Source organism: Ruegeria sp. D4, assembly GCF_056534475.1.
Genome location: NZ_JBQFPJ010000005.1, coordinates 35,679 through 48,584 on the forward strand (window position 1 = coordinate 35,679; position 12,906 = coordinate 48,584).

General features: G+C 56.5%; 14 protein-coding genes. 10 read left to right on the forward strand and 4 right to left on the reverse strand.

Features of this window, described 5'->3' with window-relative positions:
• Positions 1-31: 31 nt before the first annotated feature.
• The 3 genes from bufB to ACR0MI_RS09475 are packed head-to-tail and all read left to right on the forward strand — an operon-like array spanning position 32 to position 2,162.
• Positions 32-889 (forward strand): MNIO family bufferin maturase, encoded by an 858-nt coding sequence (gene bufB / locus ACR0MI_RS09465; RefSeq protein ID WP_170614634.1) that lies wholly within the window; start codon positions 32-34, stop codon positions 887-889.
• Positions 886-1,647 (forward strand): HvfC/BufC family peptide modification chaperone, encoded by a 762-nt coding sequence (locus ACR0MI_RS09470; protein WP_170614633.1) that lies wholly within the window; start codon positions 886-888, stop codon positions 1,645-1,647. The genes bufB and ACR0MI_RS09470 overlap by 4 nt, the downstream gene beginning before the upstream one ends.
• Entirely contained in the window at positions 1,644-2,162 is a 519-nt protein-coding gene (locus ACR0MI_RS09475; protein WP_170614632.1) for a DoxX family protein, read from the forward strand. Before ACR0MI_RS09470 ends, ACR0MI_RS09475 begins: the two co-directional genes overlap by 4 nt.
• 1 nt (position 2,163) lies before the next feature.
• Here the strand turns inward: ACR0MI_RS09475 and ACR0MI_RS09480 are convergent, their stop codons facing one another.
• Both ACR0MI_RS09480 and ACR0MI_RS09485 read right to left on the reverse strand, forming a co-directional pair.
• A complete protein-coding gene (locus ACR0MI_RS09480) occupies positions 2,164-2,532 on the reverse strand; it encodes a hypothetical protein (RefSeq protein ID WP_170816713.1) in 369 nt (122 codons plus the stop codon).
• Positions 2,533-2,573: 41 nt separating this feature from the next.
• Positions 2,574-2,891 carry an ArsC/Spx/MgsR family protein gene (locus ACR0MI_RS09485; protein ID WP_170614630.1) on the reverse strand — a complete coding sequence of 106 codons (318 nt, stop codon included), beginning with the start codon at positions 2,889-2,891 and terminating at the stop codon, positions 2,574-2,576.
• 215 nt (positions 2,892-3,106) lie between these two features.
• Here ACR0MI_RS09485 and ACR0MI_RS09490 point away from each other — a divergent pair, with 215 nt between their 5' ends.
• Positions 3,107-3,313, forward strand: coding sequence for a cold-shock protein (locus ACR0MI_RS09490; protein WP_008758035.1), 207 nt, complete (start codon positions 3,107-3,109; stop codon positions 3,311-3,313).
• Between the two features lie 442 nt (positions 3,314-3,755).
• Here ACR0MI_RS09490 and thyX read toward each other — a convergent pair whose 3' ends face one another.
• Positions 3,756-4,667, reverse strand: a complete 912-nt coding sequence (gene thyX / locus ACR0MI_RS09495) for an FAD-dependent thymidylate synthase (protein WP_170614629.1) — start codon at positions 4,665-4,667, stop codon at positions 3,756-3,758.
• 177 nt (positions 4,668-4,844) lie between these two features.
• On the opposite strand from thyX, the gene ACR0MI_RS09500 reads away from it, so the two are divergent.
• The 5 genes from ACR0MI_RS09500 to ACR0MI_RS09520 all read left to right on the forward strand — a co-directional run bounded on the left by ACR0MI_RS09500 (position 4,845) and on the right by ACR0MI_RS09520 (position 10,833).
• A complete protein-coding gene (locus ACR0MI_RS09500) occupies positions 4,845-5,273 on the forward strand; it encodes a VOC family protein (protein ID WP_170614628.1) in 429 nt (142 codons plus the stop codon).
• A 680-nt stretch (positions 5,274-5,953) separates the two neighbouring features.
• Positions 5,954-6,979: an ABC transporter substrate-binding protein gene (locus tag ACR0MI_RS09505; RefSeq protein ID WP_170619677.1), complete on the forward strand. Its 1,026-nt coding sequence runs from the start codon at positions 5,954-5,956 to the stop codon at positions 6,977-6,979.
• Complete coding sequence (locus tag ACR0MI_RS09510; RefSeq protein WP_170619676.1) at positions 6,980-9,193, forward strand: ABC transporter permease; 2,214 nt, start codon at positions 6,980-6,982, stop codon at positions 9,191-9,193.
• 11 nt (positions 9,194-9,204) lie between these two features.
• Complete coding sequence (locus tag ACR0MI_RS09515; protein ID WP_170614625.1) at positions 9,205-10,266, forward strand: ABC transporter ATP-binding protein; 1,062 nt, start codon at positions 9,205-9,207, stop codon at positions 10,264-10,266.
• Positions 10,267-10,833, forward strand: a complete 567-nt coding sequence (locus ACR0MI_RS09520) for a histidine phosphatase family protein (RefSeq protein WP_170614624.1) — start codon at positions 10,267-10,269, stop codon at positions 10,831-10,833.
• A 3-nt stretch (positions 10,834-10,836) separates the two neighbouring features.
• Here ACR0MI_RS09520 and ACR0MI_RS09525 read toward each other — a convergent pair whose 3' ends face one another.
• The gene (locus ACR0MI_RS09525) at positions 10,837-11,628 is read right to left on the reverse strand and encodes an inositol monophosphatase family protein (RefSeq protein ID WP_170614623.1); all 792 of its coding nucleotides are present in this window, start codon (positions 11,626-11,628) and stop codon (positions 10,837-10,839) included.
• A gap of 162 nt (positions 11,629-11,790) precedes the next feature.
• On the opposite strand from ACR0MI_RS09525, the gene ACR0MI_RS09530 reads away from it, so the two are divergent.
• Entirely contained in the window at positions 11,791-12,816 is a 1,026-nt protein-coding gene (locus ACR0MI_RS09530; protein ID WP_170614622.1) for a LacI family DNA-binding transcriptional regulator, read from the forward strand.
• Positions 12,817-12,906: the final 90 nt, after the last annotated feature.

The following is a 12,906-nucleotide window of genomic DNA, read 5'->3' on the forward strand; positions in this document are numbered from 1 at the left end:
GCCCTTTTCGTCGTGATCAGGAAAAATGCTCATGCTGGATGATGCACTCAGATCAAACCGGTTGCCTGCGGCACCCGGTGTTGGCTACAAACCGCAACATTTTGCGCAAATCCTTGAACACGCGAAACCGGTGGCGTGGCTGGAAATCCATGCCGAGAATTATATGGGCGACGGCGGTCGCCCGCTGGCGCAGTTGCGTCACCTGTCCGAACAATTTCCCGTTTCCGTTCATGGCGTTGGCCTATCCATCGGTGGCGAAACGCCGCTGGACCCGGATCATCTGGCCCGCCTTAAACATCTGATCGGCTGGCTGAACCCCGCCAGCTTTTCCGAACATCTGGCCTGGTCCACGCACGACAGTCACTTTCTGAACGACCTGCTGCCCCTGCCCTATACTGATGCGACGCTGGATCGCGTTTGCGACCACATCGATCAGGTGCAGGAAACCGTTGGCCGCCAGATGCTGCTCGAGAACCCGTCCAGCTACCTCGCGTTCGAAGAAAGCACATGGTCCGAACCCGATTTCCTGCGCGAAATTTCGCGTCGCACAGGCTGTGGCCTGCTGCTGGATGTGAACAACGTATTTGTATCTGCCACAAACCTGGATTTCTCGCCTCAGGGCTATATCGATGCCTATCCGCTGAACAAGGTCGGCGAGATCCATCTAGGCGGACATGATGAGGATGAAGACGATCACGGGCACCCGCTGTTGATCGACAGCCATGGGCGCGAAGTGGTCGATCCGGTCTGGGCACTGCTGGATTATGTTCTGGAGCGTTCGGGCCCGAAACCCGTTCTGATAGAATGGGATACCGACGTCCCCGAATGGCCCGTTTTGCGCGCCGAAGCCGAACGCGCGCAGTCAGCGCTGGACCGGGTTCCGGCATGAGCGTTTCTCAGTCGGTCTTCCATTCCGCGTTGCTGGATGCGTCTGTTCCGGTTCCCGACGGGTTGCTTGACGCGGCGGACCAGCCCGCCGGGCGCAGGTTCAGCGTCTATCGCAATAATGTCGCCGTCTCGTTGACCGAAGCGTTACATCAGGCTTTTCCCGTCATCGCCAAGTTGCTGGGCGCGCAGAACATGGACGGTCTTGCCGGGATTTTCTTGAGACAGCACCCCCCGTCTTCCCCGTTGATGATGTTCTATGGCGAAGCGTTCCCCGGTTTTCTGGCTGATCTGCCGCAACTTGCGCATCTGGGATATCTGCCGGACATGGCGCGCCTGGAACTGGCTCTGCGCCGATCATACCACGCCGCCGACTGCACACCTGCGCCAGCTGACGCCCTGAATTTGTCACCCGAAGACATTATGCAATCGCGGCTGAGCTTTGCTCCTGCGATGCAGATCATGCAATCGGACTGGCCGGTACACGCGATCTGGCGATTCAATACTGAAGACAATGCCCCAAAACCCGAACCCGGCCCGCAAGACGTTCTGATTACGCGTCCCGAATATGACCCGATTCCGCATCTTTTGCCCGTGGGCGGCGCCAAGTGGATCAGCCATCTTCAAACAGGCGGCACAATCGGTGAAGCGTATGAAAAAACGGCTGAAACCTGGCCCGAGTTCGATCTTGGAACCACACTGGCCATCCTATTGCAGGGCGGCGCAATAACCTCTGTGACTATTGAAAGGCTGGAGACATGACTGCTCTGATCTCAACCTACAACAACACGATGGAAAAGGTGGACTTGGCATCCAATTGGCTGACACCGACGCTGGCACGACTGGTGTTTGTCGCCGTCCTTCTGGTTTATTACTGGAACTCAGCGATGCTGAAGATCGATGGCTCGATCTTTTCGCCATCCGCAGGTGCCTTTGGCCAGATTTTCCCCAAGGCGGCCGAAGCCGTTCTGTATGATGTCAGCCAGATGACCTTTTTACAGCGTATCGTGATCTTCTTTGGAACCGTCGCCGAGTTCGTTCTGCCGGCATTGTTGCTGGTCGGGCTGTTCACACGCCTGGCCGCACTTGGCATGATCGGGTTTGTCTGGGTGCAAACCCTGACCGACGTAACGGGCCATAACGTTCCGTTGGGCAGCCTGTTCGACAACGCCATCTCGCTGATGGATCAGCGTGTGATGTGGACCTTCATGTTCCTGGTCATTGTCATCAACGGCGCAGGTCCAATATCGCTGGATCGGCTGTTGCGACTGAAGTGAACTAGAAATGAGCCTTGGGCTGGTCAGGTTTTCCCGCAGCCAGCCCAAACAGGCCGGCAACTGCTGCAAAAGCGACCGGGAACATCGTAAACGCTTTGAAACCAAAGGCATAGTACATCCCGACGGCCGACAGCAGCAGCAAGACGCCGGCGATCAGAGCACGGGCATGGGCCATGGCTCCGCCCGCTATGGCGAGCAACGGCGCAAAGATCGAAGTGGTCTGCACCAAAGTGGCGTTTTCGACCTGCTCAGCAACACCTTCGATTTCGCCAAACCGGTTGACCAGTTCGACGTAGCCATAGCCGAAAAAGCCCACGACCATTCCGATAAGCCCGGCGATAACACCCAAGATCATTGCAGCGTTACGCATAATCTTCCCTTCTGTCTGCGCTTGAGCAGATAGTCATCCGATCACGCAACTCCAAGTGCCGTACGTGTTTCCGGCGTCCAGCCCAGCAACAAAGCCCCCCCGGATTCGATCAACGGGCGTTTCATCAACGTCGGGTAATCGGCGAGAAGCTCCTGCGCAGGGCGTGACCGCTGTTCTTGGTCCAATCCCCGCCACGTTGTCGAACGGGTGTTCAGCAAGGCATCGCCGAATTGCTCTAGTGCCTGAGACAGCACCGAGGCCGGGACACCTTGGGTCCGGACATCCACAAACTCTGCATCTGGCATTGATTTCAACGCCTTACGGCACGTATCGCAAGTCTTCAAACCATAAAGGCGCATCTTACTTCTGTTCCTGTTTCTGCTTGGGATTTAGGCAAAATCACCGGTTTTCTTCGGTAATTCTTGATTTTTTACTTCACCGTGCAATGTTGAAAAAGACGAAACACGCAATTCGGGCCGTATCGTTTGGGCGAAACAGTGATGTGTTGCGGTTACGTCAACCACTGCCCCCACCAATTTGTGGGACAACGTGAAAGTAGAAGGAGACACGGGAAATGCCAACTGGCACCGTGAAATGGTTCAATACGACCAAAGGCTATGGATTTATTGCTCCCGATGAGGGCGGCAAGGACGTTTTTGTTCACATCTCGGCCGTAGAACGATCCGGTCTGACCGGGCTTGCTGACAATCAGAAGGTCTCGTACGAGTTACAAGACGGACGTGACGGCCGCCAGATGGCAGCTGATTTGAAGCCTCTTTAACCCCCCGCCAAGTGTGGGAAGATCAATAAGGTCGGCGGCCAATTTCAGGCCGCCGGCCGTTTCAAAAGGTCCCAATCCTTCCCCTCGCGCCGATTTCGCTCCGGCATGAGTGTGCTCGTCTTGTCCCATCGCAACGATACAGGACGTGCCGCTGGAATGGGTAACAACCATGGTTCAGTCACCTGATTTGCTGACCCAGACTTCCATGATCAACTCGGGCGCCTGCACCCCAGAGGCTGCACGGCTTGCACCGCACTGACGCTCGGGTTTCGAGTGCATTTTTGTTGTGGGCTAGCAAATCACCTCGGCGATCGGAGTTTTTGCAGGTGCGGGTCTGGCCCATAACAGGCAAAGCCCAAAAAAGCATACTGCACATAACATGCGGCCAGCGTGACAGCCGCATGGCATGATTTATGGACAACCGACAGTTAGGAGACTTACATCAACCTTGCCGGATCACGTCCTCGAATTCGCGCCATTCACGCGCTGTCATGCCAGAGTTTTCCTGTGTAACGGTCTCACCCGCCAGCATTCTGCGCAAGCTGCCGACCATCTGCGCCGACAGGTTCACGGCACCCAGGCGGTAGTCTTCGAAGGCCCTGTAGGCAAACGGCACCCAGTCCGCCACGATTTTGCACATTGTGTCGGCATAAACCCGAATCTCGTACTGGGCATGCGGGTCAGCGCGCAGCCGCAGGAAGTGGAACAGGTTGTGTAGATCGACCTTCCAGTACCATTGCGTGTAAACATTGGCGGGTAGGTTCATCCGCGCAAGTTCACGCGCCAGCCCCTGCTGCCCGTCCTGGCTGATCATGGCTTCGTAATTGTCATAGCACCGCGTGCTGTCGGCTTTGAGAATTTCCAATACACGCGCCGCTTCTTCGCCCTCCAAGGCTGAGCCCCGCCCCTGGTTGTTCACCTCGGACTGGGCCGCCACATGGTCGGGGGCCGGGATATAGAATTCGCGATCCAGAATGGAGTACCGCGCCGAGTATTCGTTCACATTGGCCGTACGATGACGAATCCACTGGCGGGCCACAAAGACCGGAAGTTTTACGTGCAGCTTGATCTCGCACATCTCGAACGGGGTCGAATGCCAGTGCCGCATCAGATAGCGGATCAGCCCCTCGTCATTCTGCACCGATTTGGTGCCTTTGCCATAAGACACACGCGCGGCCTGACAAATCGCGGCATCATCGCCCATATAGTCGATGACGCGGACAAATCCATGATCCAGCACCTGATGGGCCGTATACAGATGCTCCTCCATTCCCGCTGCGACGACGCGGCGTGTGGGATGCGATTGCGCGCGTTGCGCTTCGATCTCGGCCAGTTGGTCAGAAGACAGCGGCATGAATTGGTCCTTTCCAGCAATGAGTCGCCGCCCACTATATATCGGTAGATCAGGCACAGGAACCGCGATATGTGCGCCCAATTGCCCAAACGCACAATTGTTTGCCCTCTGCCCCTCGACACCTTGCCTTGGCGCGCTAAGCTGCAGCGCATCACCTGCACAAAAAAGGATGGCACGATGGGGCTGACTTATCTTCACACCATGGTCCGCGTGAAAGATCTGGAAAAATCACTGGCTTTCTACGAGCTGCTGGGACTGAAGGAAACGCGACGTTATGAAAGCGAAGCAGGGCGTTTTACCCTGATATTTCTGGCACCACCGGGTCAGGAAGATGCACCGATCGAGCTGACGTATAATTGGGATGGCGATGATGCACTGCCCAGCGACAGCCGCCATTTCGGGCATCTGGCCTACGGCGTCGACAACATCTATGAGACGTGCCAGCACCTGCAGGACAACGGAGTAATCATCAACCGCCCGCCCCGCGACGGACGCATGGCCTTTGTCCGCTCGCCTGACAACATCTCGGTTGAATTGCTGCAAAACGGCAATGCCCTTGAGCCGGCCGAACCCTGGGCAAGCATGGAAAGCACCGGCCACTGGTGATCGACAGATGCTCAATCGGGGGCCGGCCTTAGCGGCCCGCCCCACTCAGTGTGACGCTGGTTAATCTGCCAACCGCAGGACAGGGGCATCAGGCTCATTCGCGCGGTCCGCCTCATGCGCTCCCACAGATCTGAAATCTCGCCTCCGACGTAGCTGATACGCTGGCTCAGTTTCCAGCTACTTCAAGACTTCCGCATTACCCGTTCCTTGTAACAACGGGCGCGCTGGTCGAGGCCAATAACCATCGCGCCACCCTTTCGAATGAAGCGACAGGGCTTGGAACGACTGATCCAAATGTCTTTCGAAATCGTTACCCTGTCACCCAACTGACCAATCTGCGTGACCGGATGCAGCCCGAAGCCATCCAATTGATCGCTCTTGTACCGAAACCAGACCTTGCCCGATCCGGGCCAAGTTCTTCTGGGCAGACCTTTTTTGTTGCACAAAGCACATTTCATTGTGAGAATTCAGAAGGCTGCACGGAGATCTGGAAGCAAGACACATTATTCAACGATTGACCCCGCTCACGAAACCGCCCGGCAACTGGCGCCACCAGAAATCCAGCGCAGGTTGTCATTGAGTACGAATTGGCGCTTCAGGGTCTACGAAACACCGCATGAGGAAGAGCTTAAAAGAACCGGGAAACCCGGACAAATTATTCTCAAAGGGAGGAACGTATAATGAAGAAATTGACATCCACGGCCGTCGGGTCGCTGATTGCCCTAGCTGCCTCCATGTCGGCGGCGCAGGCAGACAAGCTGACCTTCTATTGCTCGGCCCAGGAAGATTGGTGTCAACTCATGGCACGCAGCTTCGAAGATGCGACAGGCATCGATGTAAACATGACCCGGAAATCGTCGGGTGAAACCTTTGCGCAAATTCGCGCCGAAAGCTCGAACCCGAAAGGCGACGTGTGGTGGGGTGGCACGGGCGACCCGCACCTTCAGGCCGCCGAAGAAGGGCTGACAATGGAATACGTGTCTCCAATGCGCGACCAACTGCACGACTGGGCGATTTCCCAGGCTGAAAGCGCCGGCAACCGGACGATCGGTATCTATTCAGGTGCGCTTGGTTATGGTTACAACGCAGATCTTGTCGCGGCGAACAATCTGCCCGAACCTGCCTGTTGGAAAGACCTTCTGAAGCCTGAGTACAAGGGCCACGTTCAGATGGCGAACCCAAACTCATCGGGCACGGCCTATACGACGCTGGCCTCGATGGTACAGATCTTCGGCGAGGATGAAGGCTTTGAATTCATGAAGGGCCTGCACTCGAACATCAACCAGTACACCAAGTCAGGCTCGGCCCCGATCAAGGCCGCGGGGCGCGGTGAAAACACCATCGGTATTGTATTCATGCATGACGCCGTGAAACAGGCTGTTTCAGGTTTCCCGATCAAGGTCGTGGCGCCTTGCGAGGGTACCGGTTACGAAATTGGCTCGATGTCGATCATCGAAGGTGCCCGCAACGTGGAAGAGGCGAAGAAGTTCTATGATTGGGCGCTGTCGCCCGAAGCTCAGAACCTTGCCCTTCAGGTCAACGCGTTCCAGGTTCCATCGAACAAAAGCGCCGAAACCTCGGAAAGCGCGCCTGACATGAGCCAGATCAAGCTGATCGACTATGATTTCAAAAAGTATGGCTCGTCAGACGAACGGAAGCGGTTGTTGCAGAAATGGGATGAAGAGGTTTCAGTTCTGCCACAATAAATGACTGACAAGACGACAAAAACGACCCATCCGGTCCTGATCTTTTGGATCATTGCCGGTTGGGTCGGATTCTGCCTGTTACCCTGGTACATGGTTGACGGCGGCCTGTGGTCGTTCGAATGGCTTTTTGACGGCTACCCGTTCGACGAAGATTATGCACCCGCAGCATTTCTGATCGGACAAGGCGAGAAGCTCTGGCTTGCACCGCTTGTGATTGCCCTTTTGCTGCCTTTGCTTGCACTGGGGCGCGTCAAATCCGACCCGCTTTATGCTCGCATTTTGATCCTGTCCGGCGCACTCGGCTTCGGCTGGCTGATTGCTCAGGGGTTCAGCATCGGCATCAGAGGTTTCAACTTCGATTGGATGGAAGCGTTTTTTGGTGAACTCGGCGATCGCCAGTTCGGCATGGGCTATGGCGCGATGATATGCGCATCGAGCTTTTTGTTCCTGCTGACCCAGGGCATCGCGGCAAGAGGCGCCATCAACGGCGATGTCTTCGTCGTCAGCGCAATCGGAGGCGTGATCACCATCGTCACCGCCTTTGTCTTTTTCCCTATCGCAAAGATGTTGTTTGCCGCCTTCGTCACCGAAGATGGCGCCTATTCAATTTCGGTGTTCTTTTCAAAATTCTTCGATGACCGGCTTTGGGGATTGGGTTGTTTTTATGGGGCCAAGTGCGGCGCGGCCTGGAATTCCCTGTTCCTTGCCATCGTGGTCGGCTTCGTCACTACGATCCTGGGCCTGTGTTTCGCTTTGGTCGTGACGCGCTCGGGCTTCCGCTACAAGCGCGCATTGCGGGCCTTGACCGTTCTGCCGATCATCACGCCGCCCTTTGTGATCGGCCTTGCCCTCATCCTGCTGTTTGGCCTGTCCGGGTCTGTTACCCGCTTCATTGCTGATCTGTTGGGCACGCAACCAACACGGTGGCTGTACGGAATGCCCGGCATTCTGATCGCGCAGACGCTGGCGTTCACGCCCATTGCCTTTCTCGTTCTGATCGGCGTGGTGGAAGGCGTCTCTCCTTCGATGGAGGAAGCAGCCCAAACACTCCGCGCCAGCAGATGGCAGACGTTCAAGACGGTCTCCCTGCCCCTGATGCGCCCGGGTCTTGCCAATGCCTTTCTTCTGGGTTTCATCGAAAGCATGGCCGATTTCGGAAACCCGCTTGTGCTGGGCGGAAACTTCGACGTTCTGTCGACCGAGATTTTCTTCGCAATCGTCGGCGCTCAATATGATCAGGGTCGCGCTGCCGTTCTGGCCATGGTGCTTCTGTTTTTCACCTTGTCAGCCTTCTACGCGCAGCGGGTCTGGCTGGGCAAGAAAAGCTATACCACTGTAACCGGAAAAGGTGACGCAGGAGTGCACCCATTGATGCCGACCGGCCTGTCTGTCCCGGTGTTGGTTGTCGCGCTTGGCTGGGCGCTGTTCACCGTCATCGTTTATGCAATGATCGTATACGGCAGCGTGGTCGAGTTGTGGGGCGTCAACAATTCATTGACCCTTAAGCACTATGTGACCGCCTTTTCTGTGCGTTTCGAAGAAGAAGGCATTCGCTGGACCGGTGCAGCTTGGGACAGCTTCTGGACCACCATTACAATCGCCGCCATTGCCGCGCCGCTGACTGCAGCCGTAGGATTGGTAACGGCATATCTGCTGACCCGGCAAAGCTTTGCGGGCAAGAACGCTTTTGAGTTCGGAACCATGCTGTCGTTCGCGATCCCCGGAACGGTGATCGGTGTCAGCTACATCCTTGCGTTTAACGTCCCTCCTATCGAAATCACAGGCACGGGCGTCATCCTCATTGTCAGCTTCATCTTCCGCAACATGCCGGTCGGCGTTCGCGCGGGCATTGCCAGCATGTCGCAGCTTGACCGCAGCCTGGACGAATCCTCGCTGACGCTTGGGGCAAACTCGTGGCAAACGTTCCGGCGTATCATTCTGCCGTTGCTGCGCCCCGCGATACTGGCCGCGCTGGTCTACAGTTTTGTGCGGGCCATGACGGCGATTTCTGCCGTTATCTTTCTGGTCAGCGCGGAATATGACATGGCAACCAGCTATATTATCGGGCGGGTCGAAAACAACGACTATGGTCTTGCCATCGCCTATTCGACCACACTGATTTTCGTGATGCTGTCGGTTGTTGCGCTGATGCAGTTGATTGTCGGGCGGACACAGATCGGACGGCGAATGACCCAGTCGCGCACTAATGTTTAGGAGAGAATGACATGAGCCTGCAGTCCAAAGCCGCGCCGGTTCGGTTCGAATCCGTTACAAAAATGTTCGGCAAGGATGTGGTCGCCGTTGACAACATCAATCTGCATGTCGAGGCTGGCAAGCTGGTTACGCTGCTGGGTCCTTCCGGGTGCGGGAAAACCACGACCTTGCGCATGATCGCAGGGTTGGAAATGGCAAGCTCGGGCACGATTCTGATCGGTGACCGGGACGTGACCAGACTGCCTGCGACCGACCGCGACGTGTCGATGGTATTCCAATCCTACGCGCTTTTTCCGCACATGAGTGTGTTGGAGAACGTGATGTACGGCCTGACGTTTTCCGGCTTCGCGAAGGACGAAGCCCGAAGTCGCGCCCTGAACGGCCTGGAACTGGTTGGCCTCAAAGGGTTCGACAGTCGTCTTCCGTCCGAACTGTCCGGCGGTCAGCAACAGCGTGTCGCCGTCGCCCGGGCGCTGGTTCTTGAGCCTCAGGTGCTGCTGTTTGATGAGCCGCTGTCCAATCTCGACGCCAAGCTTCGTCGTCAGGTGCGTGAGGACATCCGGGCCATCCAGCAAGACCTTGGCCTGACTGTCGTCTACGTCACGCACGATCAGGAAGAGGCTCTGGCGGTTTCGGATGAGATCGTCGTGATGCGTAACGCGGCCATCGCTCAGATGGGCACCCCGCGCGAGCTATATGATGCGCCGAACGACCGTTTCGTCGCAGACTTCATAGGCGAGGCAAACCTGCTTGATTGCCAGATCGTTGGTACAGATGGTGACACCGCCACAATCGAAATCGAAGGCTATCGCCATACGCTGCCGCGCCGTGGTTTGACGCCGGGTGGCGCCACCATTGCCGTCCGACCCTCGCGTCTGGTGATCGGCTCTGATCAGGGTATCCCCGCTACCGTGGCCAAGGCGACATATGTCGGCGTCCGGATGGAATACACGCTGACTGGCACTTTCGGTCAGGCCTTTGCTGTTCACGATGACGTCGACGCACCACTTGAGCCGGGCGCTGAGGTCAGGATGAGTTTTGCCGATAAGGGGCCAGTGCTATTGCCCGATTAGATGCCGAAACTTCTGATCATCACACATCCCGAGGTTTCTATCGATCCGGGCATCCCGATCACGGATTGGGGTCTGAGTGCCGTCGGCCGTGATCGTGCTACAGCATTCGCTGTGAATGGCGCTCTGGCGAATGTCACCCAGATTTGGACCAGCAACGAGCAGAAGGCCCGCGAAACGGGCGAGATCCTTGCCGCCGCTCGAAACCTGCGCCCGAAACAACACGCGGGCCTTGGCGAAAACGACCGCAGTGCAACCGGATTCCTACCCAGGGAGGAGTTCGAAACCGCCGCTGACGCATTTTTTGCCCGACCGGAAACCAGCTATCGCGGTTGGGAAACAGCGGTCGAAGCGCAGGCGCGCATTCATCGGACGGTGACCGAGATTGTAGGAATGCACCGGGGTAAAGACCTGGCCATAGTCACTCATGGGGCGGTCGGAACACTATTATGGTGCGCACTTTCTGGCCGTTCAATTGACCGCCGTTACGATCAGCCTTCACAGGGTCATTTCTGGCAGGCAGATCTTTTGACACTCAAACCTCAGTCCGGGTGGGTCGCCTTTACCTAGAGGTCAAGAGTTCCACGCGTCCTCGGCGATCTCAAGCAAGGTCTCGAAGACATCTGGCGTGCCCACAATGACACGCCCTCCGTCCCGGATCATTGCATCTGCGTCCTGATCTTCGATTGTGCCACCAGCCTCCGCGACCAGCAATTGCCCGGCCAGACAATCCCAGGCGTTCATGTGCTCTTCCACATAACCCAGAAGTCTTCCGGCGGCGACATAAGCAAGAGACAGCGCCCCGCTGGCGTTCCGGTGGAACATGGCCCCACGTTCGATCAGTTCTGCAACGACAGGCAGGACATGGCGTGTTTCGACCCGGTTCGAGTATCCTACGGCTACGGTTCCATCCCGCAACGCCACTCCGGACGCGACGTGAATCCGCGTACCGTTCAAGGTCGCCCCCTCTCCGCGCGTTGCCACAAATGTCTCATCGACATTTGGTTCATGGATCACCCCGACCATGGTGCGCCCTTCAGCGACGCCGGCCAGTACAATGGTATAAGCCGGAATGCCGTTGACAAAATTCGTTGTCCCGTCGATGGGGTCTATTACCCAATCGAAGCCACTTTTCCCTTCGGTCGCACCATGCTCTTCACCGAACACTCCATCCTCGGGCCAGAATTCCGCGATCCTCTGACGGATGAATGTCTCGACGTTCCTGTCCGCTTCGCTGACCCAGTCCTGAGCGCCCTTTTGGTCAACGACAAGATCGCCCCTGTCCGCAAAGTATTTTTTGGCGATTGCCCCAGCTTCTTTACAAACCGCAACAGCAAAATCGCGGCGTTCCGATAGTCGAGACATGGCCATTCCTTTTCCAGTTGAAAGACTGTTGCGCAAGTTCCCGCAATGGCCGGCACGCTGTCAACACCTGTTGCCAGCCGGGCTATTGATTTTTTAGCGCGCGCAAAGAATATGTAAAGCTACGATAAGATCAAGGCGGACAGTATCCGCAGGCAGACTGGCATGACCAAAATAAAGAATATGGAAGAGTTCGCGGCCCTCAGCGGGATTTCGCGACCGACGGTATCCAAGTACTTTCACGACCCCGATAGTGTTCGCCCGACGACACGGGCCCGCATCGAAGAAGCGCTGGAACGGTTTGACTATCGCCCCAATATCTTTGCGGTGAACCAGAACCGGAAGCTGACCAAGAATATCGGCATTGTCGTTCCCTATCTGGCCGATCCGTTCTTTGCCGAAATCGCGCGTTATCTGGAACAAAGCTGTATCGCGGCCGGGTATCGCCCTTCCCTGTTCAGCTCTCATGGCGAACAGAAGCTGGAAAATGAAATCATGGACGGGCTGCAATCCCTGAAACCCGCCGGGGTTTTGCTGGCGCCATTGGGGCGGATTTCAGACCGTTCGGCAATCGAAAAGTTCTGCGCCAATGTGCCGACAGTTCTGTTTGACAGTAACCTTGATGGACTTGGCGCGGCATTCGTCGGGTCGGACAATTTCAGTTTTGTCTCGCAAACTGTGGAATACATGACGCGCACAGGCGAACCGCCCTCGTTCTTTGAAATGCGGACGCCTGCCAACCCGAACGCCAACAAAAGACGCAAGGCCTATGTTGAGGTCATGGAGCGTCTCGGGTTTGAGCCACATATCATCAAGGTCGACGGCACGGGCTGGGCGTTTGAAGAAATTGGCCACAGGGGTGCACTGAAGGTTCTGGAGGAGCGCATGTTGCCGAGCGACTCGGTGTTATGCAGCAATGACCGGCTGGCCATCGGCTTTCTTGCGGCCTGCTACGAACAGGGGATTCGGGTTGGTCGCAAGGATGATTGCGCGCTTCGCGTGGCCTCGAATGACGACCATCCTTTCGCAAAGTTTACGTGCCCATCCCTGACAACAGCCGCGCATGACTATGACAATGTTGCCGGGCGCAGCGTCGAGACGCTGTTCGAACTCATTGAAAGTGGCGGGAAATTTGAAACGAGGACAGAGACGCTGTTCCCTGCAAGGCTTGTTTTAAGGGATTCTGCTTAGTCGCAACTTTTTAACGCGCGTAAAGTTTTTATTGACGCCGCGACAATTTACGCTCTAACCTCTCTGCACGACATCCAAGCTCAGGGAGGA

Bases quoted from the DNA above. Each gene is read 5' to 3' on its own strand.
- bufB (WP_170614634.1), top strand. From the start codon at position 32: ATGCTGGATGATGCACTCAGATCAAACCGGTTGCCTGCGGCACCCGGT.
- ACR0MI_RS09515 (WP_170614625.1), top strand. From the start codon at position 9,205: ATGAGCCTGCAGTCCAAAGCCGCGCCGGTTCGGTTCGAATCCGTTACA.
- ACR0MI_RS09505 (WP_170619677.1), top strand. From the start codon at position 5,954: ATGAAGAAATTGACATCCACGGCCGTCGGGTCGCTGATTGCCCTAGCT.
- thyX (WP_170614629.1), bottom strand. From the start codon at position 4,667: ATGCCGCTGTCTTCTGACCAACTGGCCGAGATCGAAGCGCAACGCGCG.
- ACR0MI_RS09510 (WP_170619676.1), top strand. From the start codon at position 6,980: ATGACTGACAAGACGACAAAAACGACCCATCCGGTCCTGATCTTTTGG.
- ACR0MI_RS09470 (WP_170614633.1), top strand. From the start codon at position 886: ATGAGCGTTTCTCAGTCGGTCTTCCATTCCGCGTTGCTGGATGCGTCT.
- ACR0MI_RS09475 (WP_170614632.1), top strand. From the start codon at position 1,644: ATGACTGCTCTGATCTCAACCTACAACAACACGATGGAAAAGGTGGAC.
- ACR0MI_RS09525 (WP_170614623.1), bottom strand. From the start codon at position 11,628: ATGTCTCGACTATCGGAACGCCGCGATTTTGCTGTTGCGGTTTGTAAA.
- ACR0MI_RS09520 (WP_170614624.1), top strand. From the start codon at position 10,267: ATGCCGAAACTTCTGATCATCACACATCCCGAGGTTTCTATCGATCCG.
- ACR0MI_RS09480 (WP_170816713.1), bottom strand. From the start codon at position 2,532: ATGCGTAACGCTGCAATGATCTTGGGTGTTATCGCCGGGCTTATCGGA.
- ACR0MI_RS09530 (WP_170614622.1), top strand. From the start codon at position 11,791: ATGACCAAAATAAAGAATATGGAAGAGTTCGCGGCCCTCAGCGGGATT.
- ACR0MI_RS09485 (WP_170614630.1), bottom strand. From the start codon at position 2,891: ATGCGCCTTTATGGTTTGAAGACTTGCGATACGTGCCGTAAGGCGTTG.
- ACR0MI_RS09500 (WP_170614628.1), top strand. From the start codon at position 4,845: ATGGGGCTGACTTATCTTCACACCATGGTCCGCGTGAAAGATCTGGAA.
- ACR0MI_RS09490 (WP_008758035.1), top strand. From the start codon at position 3,107: ATGCCAACTGGCACCGTGAAATGGTTCAATACGACCAAAGGCTATGGA.